This is a genomic window from Bacillus sp. mrc49 (assembly GCF_002803435.1).
Window position 1 is genome coordinate 295,305 of sequence record NZ_PHNG01000800.1, and the last position, 16,877, is coordinate 312,181.

The 16,877-nt window shown below is 44.0% G+C and carries 15 protein-coding genes; 11 read left to right on the top strand and 4 right to left on the bottom strand.

Translation table 11 applies throughout. The features are described from left to right. The first annotated feature begins 271 nt into the window (after positions 1-271). The gene (locus CVN76_RS27770) at positions 272-2,350 is read left to right on the top strand and encodes a YhgE/Pip domain-containing protein (protein ID WP_100533877.1); all 2,079 of its coding nucleotides are present in this window, start codon (positions 272-274) and stop codon (positions 2,348-2,350) included. A gap of 189 nt (positions 2,351-2,539) precedes the next feature. Here the strand turns inward: CVN76_RS27770 and CVN76_RS27775 are convergent, their stop codons facing one another. Beyond that, positions 2,540-3,478: a DHH family phosphoesterase gene (locus CVN76_RS27775; protein ID WP_100533878.1), complete on the bottom strand. Its 939-nt coding sequence runs from the start codon at positions 3,476-3,478 to the stop codon at positions 2,540-2,542. A gap of 367 nt (positions 3,479-3,845) precedes the next feature. Between CVN76_RS27775 and CVN76_RS27780 the strand changes: the two genes are divergently transcribed. The 3 genes from CVN76_RS27780 to CVN76_RS27790 are packed head-to-tail and all read left to right on the top strand — an operon-like array spanning position 3,846 to position 6,587. Next, the gene (locus tag CVN76_RS27780) at positions 3,846-5,033 is read left to right on the top strand and encodes a CaiB/BaiF CoA transferase family protein (RefSeq protein WP_100533879.1); all 1,188 of its coding nucleotides are present in this window, start codon (positions 3,846-3,848) and stop codon (positions 5,031-5,033) included. Positions 5,034-5,047: 14 nt separating this feature from the next. Continuing rightward, complete coding sequence (locus CVN76_RS27785) at positions 5,048-6,253, top strand: acyl-CoA dehydrogenase family protein (RefSeq protein ID WP_100534216.1); 1,206 nt, start codon at positions 5,048-5,050, stop codon at positions 6,251-6,253. A 22-nt stretch (positions 6,254-6,275) separates the two neighbouring features. Beyond that, on the top strand, positions 6,276-6,587 hold the full coding sequence (locus CVN76_RS27790; RefSeq protein WP_100533880.1) for a DUF3870 domain-containing protein: 312 nt from the start codon (positions 6,276-6,278) through the stop codon (positions 6,585-6,587). Positions 6,588-6,741: 154 nt separating this feature from the next. On the opposite strand, the gene CVN76_RS27795 is transcribed toward CVN76_RS27790, so the two are convergent. Then, entirely contained in the window at positions 6,742-7,167 is a 426-nt protein-coding gene (locus CVN76_RS27795; protein ID WP_442857608.1) for a CotG/ExsB N-terminal domain-containing protein, read from the bottom strand. Positions 7,168-7,297: 130 nt separating this feature from the next. On the opposite strand from CVN76_RS27795, the gene CVN76_RS27800 reads away from it, so the two are divergent. After that, positions 7,298-8,389: a CotH kinase family protein gene (locus CVN76_RS27800; RefSeq protein ID WP_100533882.1), complete on the top strand. Its 1,092-nt coding sequence runs from the start codon at positions 7,298-7,300 to the stop codon at positions 8,387-8,389. Positions 8,390-8,523: 134 nt separating this feature from the next. Beyond that, positions 8,524-9,495, top strand: a complete 972-nt coding sequence (locus CVN76_RS27805) for a TRM11 family SAM-dependent methyltransferase (protein ID WP_442857609.1) — start codon at positions 8,524-8,526, stop codon at positions 9,493-9,495. Positions 9,496-9,548: 53 nt separating this feature from the next. Here CVN76_RS27805 and CVN76_RS27810 read toward each other — a convergent pair whose 3' ends face one another. Next, a complete protein-coding gene (locus tag CVN76_RS27810; RefSeq protein ID WP_100533884.1) occupies positions 9,549-10,514 on the bottom strand; it encodes an MBL fold metallo-hydrolase in 966 nt (321 codons plus the stop codon). A 193-nt stretch (positions 10,515-10,707) separates the two neighbouring features. On the opposite strand from CVN76_RS27810, the gene CVN76_RS27815 reads away from it, so the two are divergent. Both CVN76_RS27815 and CVN76_RS27820 read left to right on the top strand, forming a co-directional pair. Further along, the gene (locus tag CVN76_RS27815) at positions 10,708-11,682 is read left to right on the top strand and encodes a 2-hydroxyacid dehydrogenase (protein ID WP_100533885.1); all 975 of its coding nucleotides are present in this window, start codon (positions 10,708-10,710) and stop codon (positions 11,680-11,682) included. Between the two features lie 353 nt (positions 11,683-12,035). After that, the gene (locus CVN76_RS27820; RefSeq protein ID WP_100534217.1) at positions 12,036-13,259 is read left to right on the top strand and encodes a multidrug effflux MFS transporter; all 1,224 of its coding nucleotides are present in this window, start codon (positions 12,036-12,038) and stop codon (positions 13,257-13,259) included. Positions 13,260-13,321: 62 nt separating this feature from the next. Here the strand turns inward: CVN76_RS27820 and CVN76_RS27825 are convergent, their stop codons facing one another. Further along, complete coding sequence (locus CVN76_RS27825; RefSeq protein WP_061142467.1) at positions 13,322-14,107, bottom strand: SDR family oxidoreductase; 786 nt, start codon at positions 14,105-14,107, stop codon at positions 13,322-13,324. A 205-nt stretch (positions 14,108-14,312) separates the two neighbouring features. Here CVN76_RS27825 and CVN76_RS27830 point away from each other — a divergent pair, with 205 nt between their 5' ends. The 3 genes from CVN76_RS27830 (at position 14,313) to CVN76_RS27840 (ending at position 16,871) form a co-directional block, all read left to right on the top strand. Next, entirely contained in the window at positions 14,313-15,299 is a 987-nt protein-coding gene (locus CVN76_RS27830) for a Gfo/Idh/MocA family protein (RefSeq protein ID WP_100533886.1), read from the top strand. Positions 15,300-15,409: 110 nt separating this feature from the next. Beyond that, entirely contained in the window at positions 15,410-15,721 is a 312-nt protein-coding gene (locus tag CVN76_RS27835) for a heme biosynthesis protein HemY (protein WP_100534218.1), read from the top strand. 28 nt (positions 15,722-15,749) lie between these two features. Further along, positions 15,750-16,871: an NADH-dependent flavin oxidoreductase gene (locus CVN76_RS27840; protein WP_100533887.1), complete on the top strand. Its 1,122-nt coding sequence runs from the start codon at positions 15,750-15,752 to the stop codon at positions 16,869-16,871. The last annotated feature ends 6 nt before the right edge of the window (positions 16,872-16,877 follow it).

Genomic DNA, 16,877 nt, shown 5'->3' on the forward strand with positions numbered 1-16,877 from the left:
CGTTTTTTCTTTATGAAAAGTCCCGATGTTCATGCAACGACCGATAAGGGCAACTCTGGATTTTAACATATTCTTCGCACAGAGTGAATTGGAACGGAAAGCGAGTGCCCGCAGTTGTTAGGAAAATTTCACAGGAAGTGCTAATCGATAGGTGAAAGTGGGAAATTCCATGGATATGTTTACTTAGTATCGAATATGGAGGTTTTCCGAATAATAGTATCAAAATACTTATGCACGGGGGTATATTTTGAGAAATATTCGGGAGATCTTCATGGACGATTTAAAAAGCATTTATAAAAATTTCTTTGTTTGCATCGTGGTTGTTTTCCTTATGCTCATCCCGTCCATTTATGCGTGGTTCAATATTGTCGCCTCTTGGGACCCTTATGCCAACACGGAAGGAATCCTAGTCGGTGTTTCCAATAATGATAAAGGTGCCGAGTTGAATGGCAAAGCTGTCAACTTAGGCAATGAGGTCATAGAGGGGTTAAAGGGGAATAAAGATTTAGGCTGGAGATTCACATCGGAAAAGGATGCGGTTGCAAAGGTGAAGAAAGGGGATTATTACGCGACACTCATCATCCCTGAAAATTTTTCCGAGCATATTGCGACCATCATGACCGATGAACCTATGAAAGCGGAAATTGATTACTATGTTAATGAAAAAATCAATTCCATCGCCCCAAAAATTACGGCAGCTGGAGCCAACACCATCGTCGATAATGTAAGCAAAAGCTTTATTAAGTCAGCTAGCGGGAGTATCCTGGAAATCTTTAATGAACTGGGGATCACGTTGCAAAATGAATTGCCGACCATTCAGAAGATGAAGAATATGGTGTATGTATTGGAGGGGGAACTTCCAGAGCTTGAACAAAACTTGAAAATCGTACAAACACATGTAAAGAGGGCAGAAGAGATCATTAACAAGGTCAATGAAGGCCTGGAATCAATAGAGGGGATAACGTCGCAAAAAGATAAATTGGTGTCAGGCGTTTCTCGTTATGTAGACTCGACCAAGCAGGCATTCGAAGAAATCCAGCCACTCTTGAAGAATGATATTGCGAAAATCAGGAGCGATAATGAAACGATCTTAGTGCTTGCAAGTAGGGTAACAGATCAGAATTTGCCTAGCGATGAGGTCAATCAGCTAGTTGAACAAGGGAGAACGCGGTTAAATAAAGAGCTCTACCTTTTGGACAGTATGTATGACTTATTGGTGAGCGTAAATCAATTTAGTGAAAAAGACCGCCTTCAGCCAGAAATGATGCTAGTGGATGGTTTACGGGATAATGCTTCGGGCCGGCTTCAAGCTCTGAATGACCATTCCTTCGATTCACTCAGGGTTCTTGGTGAAAATAATGATCAAGTCTTGGAGAGCTTCCAGGATACCTTTTCAAAGCAAACAGGATCAAAAATAAATGAAATCTGGACGGAAGCGAATTCCATATTACAAAAAGCCCAGCTTTCGATCGAAGAGGGCAGCCAGGCTCTTCCTGAAGTGAAGGCACTATTGAATGACACTGATCGAACGCTTGGGGCTCGCATGGGGGATATCGATAAGTTACAGGATAGGTTTCCGGAAATCGAAGCAAAAATCAAGGCGCTGGCTTCTAAAATGAGAGAAATTGATAAGTCTTACAATATGGAAGAAGTCATTGATTTCCTGAAAAATGATATCGAACAAGAAAGTGAATTTTTCTCGGAGCCGGTACTGCTCAATAAACACAGTTTATTTCCGATTCCGAACTATGGATCTGCCATGTCTCCCTTTTTCACGGCACTGTCCCTCTGGGTGGGCGGGACCATACTGATTTCCATGCTTAGCGTGAGCGTCTCGCAAAAGGGCTACAGTCCATATCAAATTTATATTGGCAGATACCTAATATTTTTCATCATTGGATTGATCCAGGCTTTAGCCGTTTCCATCGGCAATCTTTTTCTGATTGATGTATATGCAGTGGATAAATTCGAGTACGTCATTTTTTCGGTCTTGATAAGTACGGTGTTTACATTAATGGTCTACACCTTCGTCTCGGTTCTGGGGAATGTCGGGAAAGGGATAAGCGTTGTTCTGATGGTACTTCAAATATCAGGTTCGGGAGGAACTTTCCCCATTCAAGTAACTCCGCCATTTTTTCAACATATCAACCCTTTCTTGCCATTCACCTATGCTGTCGGTTTACTTCGTGAATCCGTTGGCGGGATAACGTGGAGTGTCGCCGGCAGGGATATATTCATCTTATTCATCTATTTAATACTGACCATAGGGTTTGGCATCATTCTGAAAAAGCCATTGCATGAAAGAACGCAAAAGATGAAGGATAAACTGTATGGAAGCAGGATTTTCTAATTGCATCAAATAGGCTGGCTTGTAAAGAGGTTTTTTGTACGCATATAAAAGCTGGATTTATCCGTTGTAGGACGAATTGCTTCCAATCCAGGACGGATTAAACGAAATTCGTTCGAATAATTACGATGCAGGACGAATCAATTTCAGTACAGGACGAATTATTTGAAATTACGCCGAAATAATTGCCTGTCATGGACAAACTTGATTCAATGCTTGAATCACCTGATCTACTTCCTCCCAGGAATCAATGGAGGCACCAGAGGCCAGCGGATGTCCTCCGCCATTGAATTGCCGAGCCACCGAGTCAATGGGGGTGGTGCGTGAACGGATCCTGACACGGATTTTCCCAGGATATTCAATGAAAAATACCCAAATCTTGTTGGCCCTGACACTTGATAGCGTATTAACTAAATTCGAAGCTTCGTTTCGGTCCATGTTATACAATTTCAGCAAATCCTCGGTAATGATGAAGTAAGCAACTCCTTTATCAGAAACCTTGAAGCTCATGAGGATGTCTTTTTGAAGCCTGGAAGAGTTTTTCGACTTTACCTGGAGAAAGTTGTGAATTCGTTCCGGTTGAAAATCATAAGCTCTCAATCGAGAAACCAAATTTAATGTTCGTGGAGTGATTTTTCCATTCATGAAATTACCTGTATCACTAAGTATCCCTGTATAAAAGGATTTAGCCGTTTCTTTATTCATTGCAAAATCATCTGGAAATTCCAAGGACAAATCCGTCAGCATTTCACTTGCAGAGCTATAGGAAGCGTCGACCCAAGAGAGGTCGCCAAATGGCTCGTAATCGGGGTGGTGGTCGATTTTAATCAGCATGTCACCTAAACGAAAGCGGGAATCACTGATCCTCGAAAGGTTGGCAGTATCACAAACAATCACTAAGGCGCCTTCGTATATATTATCAGGAATGATATCCATTTTTCCGATGAAAAGAAGCTTATCGACTTCCTCGCCTACCACAAAGATTTCCTTAGACGGGAAGGAGTGCTTCAATAAATGCTTTATGCCGACTTGTGCCCCCAGGGCATCCGGGTCCGGATCAACATGGCGATGTATGATGATGGTCGAATATTTCTTGATGGTTTCCACTATTTCGCTTTTTATCTTTTCCATTTTGCCATCTCCTTTCGAGGCGTTCGTTCATACCAATATCATCACACTCTTCAAGGGTAAAGGCAATTTCAATCACAATAACTTTTGATGCATGCGTCATCCGACAAAAAGAAATTCATTATTATTGAAAAATTCAAATAATTATCTTATACTTAATTTACCAAACCGATGACAGCAAGCTTCCTACCTTGCTGCATGGCCGGCTTGTCCTAAAACTGGAATTTATAAAAATTGACTTGGTTCACTTGATCTTCCTTTGCAGGAAGACAGTGCGTGGATAAGGGTCAGTGAAACGTACAATGTGATGGCATTGTTTGTTTTACTGGCTCTTTTGTGTATCCGGGAAAAATTTGAAAGGGGTGATGGTATGAGCGGTGCTTTGGATGGAGTCAGGATCATTGATGTTTCCCGTGTTTTGGCAGGGCCGTTTTGTTCGATGATCCTTGGTGATTTGGGAGCGGAAGTAATTAAAATTGAACATCATGAATCAGGTGATGAAACAAGAGGATGGGGACCCCCATTCTCAGGCGGGGAAAGCGCCTACTATTTATGCGCCAATCGAAATAAGCAGAGCGTGACTTTGAATTTGAAATCTGAGCAAGGGAAAGAGATTTTTCAAAAGCTGATCTCGTCCGGGGATATTGTGGTTCAAAATTTCAAGACCGGTACATTGGAGAAGATGGGCTTAGGTTATAGGGAGTTAAAGGAATGCAATCCCAAACTGATCATGGCCTCGATCACGGGGTTTGGCTTAACCGGTCCTTATAAGGGGTTACCGGGCTATGATTATATCATTCAGGCGATGAGCGGGTTGATGAGCATAACCGGGGAAAAGGATGGAAGTCCCGTGAAAGTCGGTGTGGCCATAGCAGACATCTTGACTGGCTTGTATACATGCATTGGCATTTTATCAGCCCTGCATCATAGGAATGAATCGGGGCAAGGGCAGGAGATTGATATTTCGCTAATGGATTGTCAGGTTTCTTCGCTAGTGAATGTCGCGAGCAACTATTTATTCAACGGGCTGACTCCACGACGAATGGGGAACCAGCATCCCAATATCGTTCCATATCAAACGTTTCCTACAAGTGATGGAGAGCTTGTCGTGGCGGTGGGGAATGACGAGCAGTTCAGGCGATTCGCGGCTGTTATTGGCAGACCTGAGTTAGCGGAACAGCAGCGGTTTAAGCATAATGAAAAGCGCTTGCTGAACAAGGAAGAATTAGTGCCGATTTTGGAAGAGTCATTGAAAACAAAGACAAAAAAAGAGTGGAAAGAGCTGTTTGATGCTGCTGGGATACCGAATGGTCCGATTTATGATATCGCAGAGATGTTTGAGGATCCACAAATCAGTGCCAGAGGCATGCTTGTGGAAATGGAGCATCCGACCATCGACGGCCTGAGGATGGTCGGATCGCCCCTGAACCTATCCAAAACGCCGGTCACGATGAGGAAGCATCCGCCGCTGTATGGTGAGCATACCGATGTCATTTTGACTCAACTGGGGTATGATCCCGGTCAAATCGACAAATTCAAGCAAAATAAAATTATCTAGGAGGAATCTTGATGATGAATTTCGAATTAACAGAAGAGCAGCAAAGTGTAAAAAAAGTGGTCAGGAAATTCGTGGATAAGGAAATCATCCCATATATCCAAGAGTGGGATAGGCAAGGTCAATTTCAGCCACATATCTTAAAACGATTGGCGGAATTACAGTTGATGGGCGTTTGCATCCCCGAAGAGTATGGCGGGGTGGGTATGGATTATAATACCTTGGCCATCGTTTGCGAAGAGCTGGAGCGGGGCGATACGGCGTACAGAACCGCGGTATCGGTACATACAGGGTTGAATAGCATGACGCTGCTGCAATGGGGTTCCGAAGAACAAAAACGGAAATATTTAGTTCCGCAGGCAAAAGGGACGAAGATTGGCGCTTTTGGCCTGACTGAACCGAATGCAGGGTCTGATGTGGCCGCAATGAAATCTACTGCCAGACGTGTAGGTGATCATTATATTTTGAACGGATCGAAAACATGGATTTCCCTCTGTGATTATGCCGATCATTTCCTCATTTTTGCCAAGACTGATCATGATCTTGGCTCAAAAGGCATTACGGCATTTATCGTGGAACGGACTTTTGAGGGAGTGGAATCCAAGGCCATCAAGGGAAAACTGGGAATTCGCGCGGGAAATACAGGGGAAGTCTTTTTAACGGATGTAAAAGTTCCGGCAGCGAATAGGCTTGGGGAAGAAGGCGAGGGCTTTAAAATATCCATGTCGGCTTTGGACAGCGGCCGTTTTACGGTGGCCGCGGGTGCTGTAGGATTAATCGAAGCAAGCCTCGAAGCAAGCTTGAAGTATTGCCATGAACGCAGTACATTCGGCAAGGAGATCGGCAGGCATCAGCTTGTCCAACAAATGATTGCCAAGATGACGGCAAATTTGGAGATTTCCCGATTACTGGTCTTTAAAGCGGGTACGTTGAAAAACCAAGGAAAACGGAATACGAAGGAAACATCCCTTGCTAAGTGGATTTCATGCAATGCAGCTAACGAAGCTGCCAATGATGCCGTTCAAATCCACGGTGCCTATGGCTATTCCGATGAATACCCGGTCGAACGCTTTTTGCGGAATTCGAAAGCTCCGGTCATTTACGAGGGAACCCGTGAAATCCATACGATGATGCAGGGTGAATACGCACTAGGCTACAGACAGGATAAAGAGCTTCGTAAGAAATTGCCTGCATGGCCCTTCGAGAAAGCTTCCGTACATTAAATATAGATAGAGGAGACCAGAGATGAACACATATTTCATTGCAGGGCATGCAAAACTTCCACAAGGGATGGCAGCGAGAAATTTATATGATTCCATCACGATCACATTGGAGCTGGACTTTAAATATGGTGTCATCGTCGAGGCGTCCTGCACGCTCGCTACAGAGCATGGCAGGGAATTCATTCGGCAGCTGCTGCGTGGTTATTGCCTGAAAGATGGTATCGAGGAATTGATCGATCGTGTACAAATGCATTATCGCGGGAAGGCTGGTCAAGCCATCCAAGCAGGTCTGAAGGATGTGTATGCACAGTTCGCACTGGTCTCCGACAAATAAGGAAAAAGGAAGGATGCTGCCGAAACATGAAGTCGGCAGCATCTTTTTTATTTATTGAAAACCCAATTGTACATGGAATCAAAAAAAGAGACGTTAAAGAACACGTCTCTTCTTCTTTTAACATTGTCCAATTACACGAGAAGACGTCATGAAACTAGAAGTTCCATTTCCATTTTTTCTTGAACTTAATGCTGCCGCTGCCGTGGCATCCGCGCTTGTGGGAGGAACACCGTTTCCTGCAAGTGTTCCTTTTTTTGCAGCCTGTTGATTTCCTGTTTCTGCTTGAGCGCCTTTGCGTGCCGCGAGTTGAGCTCCGTTTCCAGCAAGAACGTCTTTGTGTGTTGCGTGTTGACCGTTTCTTGCTAGAGCGGCGTTTCGTGCCGCAAGTGGACCGTTTCCTGCTTGTGCAACGCTTAGTGCTGCAAGTAGAACGTCTTTTTTTATCGTTTTTACGTGACGAGCGCCCTTTTGAGCGTGGGTCCTTGAACATGAAATCGCCCAATCCCATCGAATTGGCCCTATCAACAGCATTTTGTATATCACGAATGAAGTTTGACATAATAATAATCCCCCTTTCCATACGATAAACTATGCTGCTTGTACGTAATGTGCTAAAGATAATCGCACAGCCTGTAAAAAAATAGTTGCATTTTGGTGACGTCCTTCACTTTTTTCCATATTTTAATAGGAAAGTGAAAGGGAAGGGTTATATGAATGCTGACAAGAAGCTGCCTATGTATCAGCTGTTTATTCCACCTGTTAATTTAATGGAACTGCGCAGGGATATATGGTGCAATGATCCGCTGCCTGCAAAGCTAACCATCAACAAAAAGAAGCTGGATATTGATATTGTTTACCGTGGCTCGCATATCCGGGAATTTCGGAAAAAGTCCTATCATGTAGTTTTTTATAAACCACATATATTCAAGGGAGCAAAAGAGATTCATTTGAATGCTGAATATAACGATAAATCGTTACTGAGAAATAAATTATCGCTGGACTTTTTTGCGGATATCGGAACCTTGGCGCCTAAATCCCAGTTCGTACACTTGAATCTTAACGGGCGGGATGAGGGGATATATCTGGAACTGGAGTCCGTGGATGAATATTACTTGAAGCAAAGGAATCTTCCGGAAGGTTCCATCTTCTATGCAGTGGACGGCGATGCCAATTTTTCCTTAATGAGCGATTTGGATAAAGGAATCAAAAAATCTTTGGAGATGGGCTATCAAAAAAAATGCGGCACTGCAAAAGATGAATTATATTTACAGGAATTGCTCATCCAAATCAATACCATTTCAAGAGTGGATTTTGAAAAGGAAATCGTAAAATATATCGATGTGGAAAAGTACTTGCGCTGGCTGGCAGGCGTCATCTTCACGCAAAACTATGATGGATTCGTTCATAACTATGCCTTGTACCGAAATGGTGCTACAGGACTGTTTGAAATCATCCCGTGGGATTATGATGCGACGTGGGGAAGGGATGTCAATGGGGAAGTGATGGAAGAGGACTATGTGGGCATCGGGGGGTTTAATACATTGACTGCCAGAATCCTCGATATAAGGGCATTTCGTCTTCAATATCAAAGTCTTCTAAAAGAGATTATGGACACGCGATTTAACGTAGGTCATATGAAACCCATCATTATCGGGTTGCATGACCAAATAAGCCCATATGTCCCGAAAGATCCATATATTAAAGATAATCAGGATATTTTTGATAATGAGCCTGATTTCATCCTGAAATTCATAGAGAATCGTGCCAAATATATCAATGGCCAGCTGCATAAATTGGATTGAACGTTCCCTTTTCTTTAGATGTTGAATGAAATTGGGCAAAAACACCATGGAGCCTTCAAGTTTTTTTGTGCGATTCCATTTGCTTTTCTATACCATTACGGCTATGTTTGATAGAAAGATATAATCTAAAGAAAATGAAGGATGGGAATGGATTGACTAATCATAGCCGGATACCGGCCTATATATATACGTTTACGTGCACCCCTGACGAACGCTCATTATCCAAAATGGAGATGCGCTCGTTCTTTGGTTTTGAAACGGAAGGAAACATTTTGAAAAGCGATATAAAAATTGAACCGAGCAGAAGTCCTTTTATAAAAGGGCGTGTGGATGTCATGTTCGAAGGGGAGAGCATCTCCGAAATCGTTGAGCAAGTAAAGACCATTCATTTGCCGGATTCAACGTTCAAAGTGCTATTCGTAAAAATCAATGATTTAAATGAAGAAGAAAAAATAGATTATGGTGGGCAGCGTGAAATCGAACGAGAGATTGGCTGGCACATCCAAGCGGAGGCGGATGTACGCAATCCTGATCAGGTCTTCGGAATCGTGCCCCTCGGCGGGCGTTGGTATTTTGGCGAGTATGTCAAACCTGATGCAATTTGGTTACATCATATGAAGAAGCCTCGGGAATATTCAACTGCCCTTAGCACGAGGGTGGCAAGGGCCATTGCGAACATAGCCGTTCCACATCCTGATGGAGTGAAGGCCATCGATCCATGCTGCGGGATTGGTACCGTATTGGTAGAAGCGCTATCAATGGGGATAAATATTGTTGGGCGAGATATCAATCCGCTTGTTACAGACGGCTCAAGGGAGAATATTGCCTATTTTGGACTTGAGGGCGAAGTAACCACAGGTCCGATTTCAGAGGTTACCAGTAACTATGATGTGGCGATCATTGATATGCCCTACAATTTATATACGCATGCGACACCGGAGGATCAGCTCTCGATCCTTAAACATGCAAGACGTTTCGCTGACAAAGTCGTTGTCGTGACGATTGACACGATGGATCAGATGATTGGTGAAGCAGGGTTTGAAATTGCCGATCGTTGTGTAGCGAGGAAGGGGATTTTCTCGAGACAGGTTGTAGTGTGCGTGTGAGAGTGCAAAAAAAGAAGGCTGAAATCTTTAATGGATTTCAGCCTTTTTGATGATTACATCGCTTGATAATGAACCACTTTTCCGATGACTTTCTTCGTGATTTTCCCCTGGTATTCCAAATAATCCAAGTGACCGATGATTTCTGACATGACAAGCGGGAATTGGGATACATACTTTTGCCTGTAAAATGCCTTTGCCAGCTCATTTCCTGAAGATATACCGCTTTCTATCATGGACAAGATCTTTTGTGATTTCCTTTCGATGCCCTTGAGCCTTTTTTCAATCAAACGACTTGGTTGTTCGATGATATTCCCGTGGCCAGGCAGGAGGAGATCGACCTGTAATGCCAAACATCGCTTCAAAGAGTCGATATGTTCGACAAGAGTCAGCATTCTATTGCCCTTATCATCAGGTTCGATCAAGGCGTTACTTGAAATATGCTCGATCAATAAATCACCGGAAAGCAGTCGATTTCCTTTTGGATCAAGAAAGGCGATTTGGTCCGGGGCATGCCCGGGAAATTCGATCACCTCAAAGTCAAACAAGTGCTTTTCAGTGATTCCAATGATGTCGCCATTCAACTTTTGATCTTTATTATGGTCGACCGCGTTGAAAAGGTAAGCCACCTGTTTATCGCCAAGTTCACCACAGCCCATCTCCAGATAAAGCTGTTTATAAAATTCAATTCGCATGCTTAAGAAATCGGGATCTCGTTTTAGGCGAGGAACGGCTTTAGGATGGGCATATACGGGAATCGGGTAGCGCTCAGTAATCTTATTGACCAAACCAACATGATCTCCATGATGGTGGGTCAACCAGATATCCGTGATATCCCCAATGTTCAAATCATTTTCCTTCAATGTGTGCTGCAATGCATTCCAGCAAGTATCATCATTCATGCCTGCATCGATCAATGTTAAAGCTTCTTCCTTTTTCACTAAGTAAAAGTTTATGCTTTTTAAAGATAAAGCGCTTGGAGCGATGATTGGATGAATTTCAAAATCTGCATTCGTTTTCATGAACGTACGGTATCCTCCTAAAGATAAACAAATTGGCAAACTAGTGAAATGACGAAATATTAAGACTTTGTTATTCTATGATTAGTTGATTGAAAGGAAACTGTCAAGAAGAAGCTCCCATATGATCTGGATGAACTGTCCGATTATGGATTTTTATGGGTGAATCGAATGAATCAGTATAGGAGGTTATCAAGTGAGGCCGAAAATCTATATTACAAGGAAATTGCCGGAACAAATCATCGAAGGTTTAAGAAGGGATCATGATATCAGGATGTGGGAGGAAGAGGAGATACCGGTACCAAGGGAAGTCCTTGAAGAAGAAGTGAAGGAAGTGGATGGGCTGCTTTGCCTGTTGACGGAACAAATTGATAAGTCACTGATCGATCGGGCGGTTAAGTTGAAAATAATCGCCAATATGGCAGTCGGCCACAATAATATCGATGTGCACAGTGCCACGGAACGGGGCATCATGGTAACGAACACACCTGGGGTATTGACGGAAACGACAGCTGACCTAACCTTTGGTTTGCTGCTGGCGACGGCAAGAAGGATGATGGAGGCAGCCGATTATTTAAGAAGCGGAAAATGGGAAACATGGTCTCCCATGCAGCTGACTGGGCAAGATGTACACGGTGCAACATTGGGAATCATTGGCTTGGGAAGGATAGGGGAAGCACTGGCCAAAAGAGCGAAGGGCTTTGATATGAATTTGGTTTATTTTAATCGAAGCCGTAAATATGAACAGGAAAAGAAGTTGGGCATGGACTATCTCCCGCTTGAAAAGCTGCTTCAAGTATCCGATTTTGTGTGTGTCATGCTCCCGCTTACACAGGATACCGCTTATATGATTGGCAAGGAGCAGCTGAAATTAATGAAGGAGACGAGTGTGCTCATAAATACCGCAAGAGGCGGGATCATTGATGAAAAGGCATTATATCATGCCTTGAAGAATCGTGAAATCTGGGCAGCAGGGCTGGATGTATTTGAAGATGAACCCGTTCCTGTCGATCACCCGCTGCTAACATTGTCCAATCTGGTTACATTACCGCATATCGGGAGTGCCAGCATTGCCACAAGACTGAAAATGGCAGCCCTGGCTGTGCAAAATCTGGCGGATGGATTGGCGGGAGACACCCCCCGGAATTTAGTATTGTTGAATAAAGCATAATCAGCGGACGGACGTAAAAAGTGCGGGGAAGGTCGGAAAAATCGGAGAACGGCCTTTGAAAAATGCTGTGTAGGCAGTTTATCATCTGAAATGACTCCAAAATGGGGTCATTTTTTAAGGCCAGTACTGAAAAATACACTGAAATGGATTTATATTCCAATTAGGGATTTGGGCGAAGTATATTTCAGATGAATTTCGCAGTTTTGCAGCAAAGGTAGACAAGCGATAGGCAACCACATCGGGAGAATTCCAGATCAAGGGAGGCATACTTATCGTAAATTGTTCCGATCTTTTGTAAAATGAAGATAGCGAAAAACAATTAGTTGAAAGGGATAGGTTAACGAATGATTGAAATGAAGGAAACGATATCGACAGGTGACGAAATGACTAAATCCAAAAGGCTGCTTTTGGCACTTATGCTAGGTTCTTTTGCAGCGATTGGACCGCTGTCACTGGATATGTATTTACCAGGTCTCCCTACACTGGCGGATGATCTGAAAAGCAGTACCTCCCTGGCACAGCTGAGTTTGACTGCCTGCTTGTTAGGGTTGGCACTTGGCCAAATTTATTTGGGGCCGCTAAGCGATGCGAAAGGAAGGCGCACACCGTTAATCATTTCTTTATCGGTTTATGGCCTTTCATCTTTGTTATGTGCCTTTGCTCCAACGATAGAGTTGCTATTATTATTACGTTTTATCCAAGGCGTTGCGGGAGCGGGGGGCATCGTCATTTCAAGGGCCATCGTCCGTGATTTATTTTCAGGAACGGATTTGACCAAATTCTTCTCCATGCTCATGCTGGTTAATGGGGCGGCGCCGATTTTGGCTCCTGTGTTTGGGGGACAGCTTTTACAGTTCACTTCTTGGCGCGGCGTTTTCCTGGTGATTGCGATATTAGGTGTCCTGATGGTTGCCGCTGCCTTTTTCGGGATAAAGGAAACTTTATCGCCTAATCTCAGGAGCGCCGGGGGTATATATGACACACTCAGGACTTTTGGGAATTTAGTGGGTGACCGTGTGTTTATGGGCTATGCCCTTTCACAAGGCTTCATAAGTGCTGCCATGTTCGCTTATATTTCCGGTTCTCCCTTTGTCCTCCAGAACATATATGGCGTTTCCCCACAGACATTCAGCTTGATTTTTGCAATGAATGGAGTGGGAATCATCATTGCCTCTCAAGTGGCAGGAAAGCTGGCAGGAAGGGTGAAAGAAGAAAAACTCCTTCAAATCGGATTATGTCTTGCCCTGTTTGGCGGGGTTTTCCTTATTGCCTCAGTACTTTTCGAGATAGGGTTAGCAGGGATTCTAATCGCTCTGTTCCTCTCGGTTTCAAGCGTCGGCATCGTCGGTACGACGAGTTTTTCGTTAGCGATGCAAAATCAGAAAAAAACGGCAGGCAGTGCATCGGCCTTGATTGGATTGCTGCCTTTCATACTGGGCTCACTCATGGCTCCTTTGGTGGGATTGGGTTCTGGCGAATCACCCCTGCCTATGGGAATTGTGATGGTAAGCTGTCATGCGATCGCCATGCTCGCTTACTTAATTCTTGCACGCCGCGGCTTAAGACAGGTCGCTTAAAACAGCTAAAGAGCTGAAGTCCCTTGGTGGGATTTCAGCTCTTTTTGTTAAGGTTTCATGGATTATAATAGCGATTCTGCTCCGTCGATATAAACTTCCGTGCCAGTGACGTGGGAGGACATGTCAGAAGCTAAAAATAATACAAGGTCACCAGCCTGCTCGGTGGTTCCCGCTTTATTGGCTAACGGCTGTGAGCCCTGAGGATATTCGATGGGTATCCTGATTTTCTCTAAGTGTTCATCTTCAGGGAAAGTATTGTCGTGGATATTCGTATCAATTGACCCTGGGCAAATGGTATTGACCCTGATTTTATATTTTGCCAATTCGAGAGCTGCCATTTTACCGAACGCGACCTGTCCAGCTTTGGAGGCGCTATAGGCGGAAAAACCAAAGTTCTTGAAAAATCGATTACCATTGATGGAGCTGTTGATGACGATGCTGCCGCCCGTTTCTTTCATATATGGAATGGCGTATTTGATGGTGAGAAAGGTACCTTTTAGGTTAATGGTGTGCGTTTGATCCCAATCTTCTGGTTTGATGTCTTCAATTGGGGCAATCACACCGTTGATGCCTGCATTAGCGAATACGAAGTCAATTTTCCCGAAATGGTCATAGGCAGCCTTGAAGGCATGTTCCACTTGCTCCGGCTTTGATACATCGGTTTTAATGATTAACGCTTCCCGTCCGAGATTTTCAACCTCTTCCTTCACCTTTTCAGCCTTTTCCACGGTGCGATCGAAAAAGATGATGTTCGCACCGTTTTCAGCTAGCTTCAGTGCTGCCCCCCGGCCAATTCCCGATCCTCCGCCGGTAATGATGGCCACCTTATTTTTCATTAAATCTGACATAACCTTCACACGCTCCTTTTTTAGTTTTCTTTCCCCTTTAGGGAGTATGTAGAAACTTCATGGCAGTGGTAATATAGGAAATTATATACGAATATTGCCTGAAAAATCCAATTTGAACCGTTGCCGTTAATCATTATGTTTTGTTTTTTTATGAATTGTCGGTATATTGAGTACATAATAAGTTAGCTTGAAAGGGGATAGGCTGTTGATACGAATAGGGGTAATAGGAACAAATTGGATCACGGAACGATTTTTGGAGGGTGCAAAGCATGTAGCGGATCTATCGTTAACGGCGGTATATTCACGGACGGAAGAGAAGGCAAAGGAATTTGCCGGGAAATATGGAGTGTCGACGATTTTTACGAATTTGGAGGAAATGGCCGCAAGCGATGCGATCGATGCTGTCTATATAGCCAGCCCCAACTCTCATCATTGCAGGCAGGCAGTATTATTTTTACAAGCTAAGAAGCATGTATTATGTGAAAAACCAATGGCCTCAAATGCGGCCGAGGTGAAGCAAATGATCGAGGCCGCCCAACAAAATGGCGTGCTATTGATGGAAGCGATGAAATCAACGATCATGCCAAATTTCCTAAGCGTGCAGGAAAATATCGCGAAAATCGGCGAAGTACGCCGTTTTACGGCAAGCTTTTGTCAATATTCCTCCCGCTATGATGCGTATAAACAGGGTACAGTGCTGAATGCATTCAATCCGGAATTTTCGAGTGGTTCATTAATGGATTTGGGGATTTATGTCCTGTATCCGCTTGTTGTTCTATTCGGTAAACCGAATAAGGTGCAGGCAACAGGAACGATGCTTGAATCAGGAGTTGATGGGCAGGGATCGATCTTGCTTTCTTACGATGATATGGAAGCAGTCGTCATGTATTCGAAGATCACCCAATCCGATCAGCCAACTGAAATTCAGGGGGAACTTGGAAGCATCCTGATACAGAAAATTTCAGGACCGGTTGCTGCAAGTATCCAGTACCGCGACGGAACCGCTGAAAATATTACGGTAACTCAGGATATGCCGTCGATGTATTATGAAGCGGAAGAATTCGTTGGATTGATACAGCAGGGGAAAATGGAGTCCGATATAAATTCTTTCTCCCACTCACTATCGACGATGGAAATCATGGATGAAGCAAGACGTCAAATCGGTATCGTCTTCCCGGCAGACCGATCATAAGCCTTTAATGAGTATAGCCTCAAGTAGGAAGGGTATAAATGGATGTTAAGGATTACCTTAAGTTGGGTACAATTGAGTACACGGACAATTTTATTGCTGGAGGAATGGATATGAAATGCAAAATTAATCGGAATGCAGCAAAGGTTCTACATAATATGCTGAACACGGATGAAGCAAAAGGAAAAATGGTCCGTGTGTATATCACCCATATGCATGGCGACCATGCTCATTATGACATGAAGCTGGATACACCCGCTGAGCATGATGAAATCGTCAAAACAGATAAAGATATTGATATTTTGCTGGACTCACGTGAGGAATTTCTTGACGGTGTCTGGATCAAATATTTTTACGTACCTGAAGAAGGTTTTGAAATTACTAATCCTTCTAAAGAACCGAATGGGCATCATCATCACCAGTAACATTAGAATGTGAAGGGGGACAATTGGCATGAATCAAAAATACGAAAAGATTTTTCAACCATATAAATTTTCATCAGGGGTCGAAGTGAACAACCGGATCATGATGGCCCCGATGACCACCTATTCTTCAGATGATCATGGGGTAGTGACCGATGCGGAATTGGCTTACTACGCCGATCGTTCTGCAGGCGTAGGCGCAGTGATTACGGCGTGTGCTTATGTCACGGCAAGCGGAAAAGGGTTTCCGGGCCAATTAAGTGCAGATGACGATTCCTTTATCCCATCGTTAAAAAAATTGGCGGAAACGATTCAATCCAACGGATCAAAAGCCATTTTACAAATCTATCATGGCGGTCGCCAAAGCCCTCCGGAATTATTGCCTGATAACCAGCCAGTTTCAGCCAGCGCCGTTGCTTCCAAAGAGGATGCACCGGTACCGCGGGAAATGAGTGAAGACGACATACAAGAAGTCATTACCGCATTTGGAGAAGCGACAAGAAGGGCGATTGAAGCAGGATTCGATGGTGTGGAAATCCATGGCGCCAATACATACTTGCTCCAACAGTTCTTCTCGCCCCACTCGAATCGCCGTACCGATAAATGGGGAGGGACATTAGGCAAACGGCTGATTTTCCCGCTCACAGTTGTGAATGAAGTAGAAAAAACAGTTGCTGAGCATGCCAACAAGCCATTTATCATCGGCTACCGCTTATCCCCTGAAGAAGGCAGCAATCCCGGAATTACTTTGGATGATACGCTGCAGCTTGTTGATAGATTGGCGAATCAAAATCTTGATTACTTGCATATCTCGGTAGGCCATTTCTGGAATGGTTCCTTCCGTGAGAGTGACAGGACCAAGTCACGAATCGTTAAAATATACGACAAAGTGGGTAACCGCATCCCGGTCGTCGGTGTAGGGGAGCTGCATACTCCCGATGAAGTGGCAGAAGCTATGGAAACGGGTGTCCCTTTTATCGCCCTTGGCCGGGAGCTACTGATGGAGCCGCATTGGATCGAAAAAATCAGGTCAGGAAAAGAAATGGAAATACGAACGACGCTTTCCAAAGAAGATCAGGCCGAACTGGTCATTCCCGATCCGCTCTGGGAAAAGCTAATTGGGGTCAAGGGTTGGCTCCCGGTCGTGGATTGAATATGA

Excerpts from the sequence above, each read along its gene's own strand:
- CVN76_RS27835 (WP_100534218.1), top strand. The coding sequence starts at position 15,410 with ATGAAATGCAAAATTAATCGGAATGCAGCAAAGGTTCTACATAATATG.
- CVN76_RS27805 (WP_442857609.1), top strand. The coding sequence starts at position 8,524 with ATGAAGGATGGGAATGGATTGACTAATCATAGCCGGATACCGGCCTAT.
- CVN76_RS27790 (WP_100533880.1), top strand. The coding sequence starts at position 6,276 with ATGAACACATATTTCATTGCAGGGCATGCAAAACTTCCACAAGGGATG.
- CVN76_RS27820 (WP_100534217.1), top strand. The coding sequence starts at position 12,036 with ATGAAGGAAACGATATCGACAGGTGACGAAATGACTAAATCCAAAAGG.
- CVN76_RS27800 (WP_100533882.1), top strand. The coding sequence starts at position 7,298 with ATGAATGCTGACAAGAAGCTGCCTATGTATCAGCTGTTTATTCCACCT.
- CVN76_RS27840 (WP_100533887.1), top strand. The coding sequence starts at position 15,750 with ATGAATCAAAAATACGAAAAGATTTTTCAACCATATAAATTTTCATCA.
- CVN76_RS27770 (WP_100533877.1), top strand. The coding sequence starts at position 272 with ATGGACGATTTAAAAAGCATTTATAAAAATTTCTTTGTTTGCATCGTG.
- CVN76_RS27775 (WP_100533878.1), bottom strand. The coding sequence starts at position 3,478 with ATGGAAAAGATAAAAAGCGAAATAGTGGAAACCATCAAGAAATATTCG.
- CVN76_RS27825 (WP_061142467.1), bottom strand. The coding sequence starts at position 14,107 with ATGTCAGATTTAATGAAAAATAAGGTGGCCATCATTACCGGCGGAGGA.
- CVN76_RS27810 (WP_100533884.1), bottom strand. The coding sequence starts at position 10,514 with ATGAAAACGAATGCAGATTTTGAAATTCATCCAATCATCGCTCCAAGC.
- CVN76_RS27780 (WP_100533879.1), top strand. The coding sequence starts at position 3,846 with ATGAGCGGTGCTTTGGATGGAGTCAGGATCATTGATGTTTCCCGTGTT.
- CVN76_RS27795 (WP_442857608.1), bottom strand. The coding sequence starts at position 7,167 with ATGGAAAGGGGGATTATTATTATGTCAAACTTCATTCGTGATATACAA.
- CVN76_RS27785 (WP_100534216.1), top strand. The coding sequence starts at position 5,048 with ATGAATTTCGAATTAACAGAAGAGCAGCAAAGTGTAAAAAAAGTGGTC.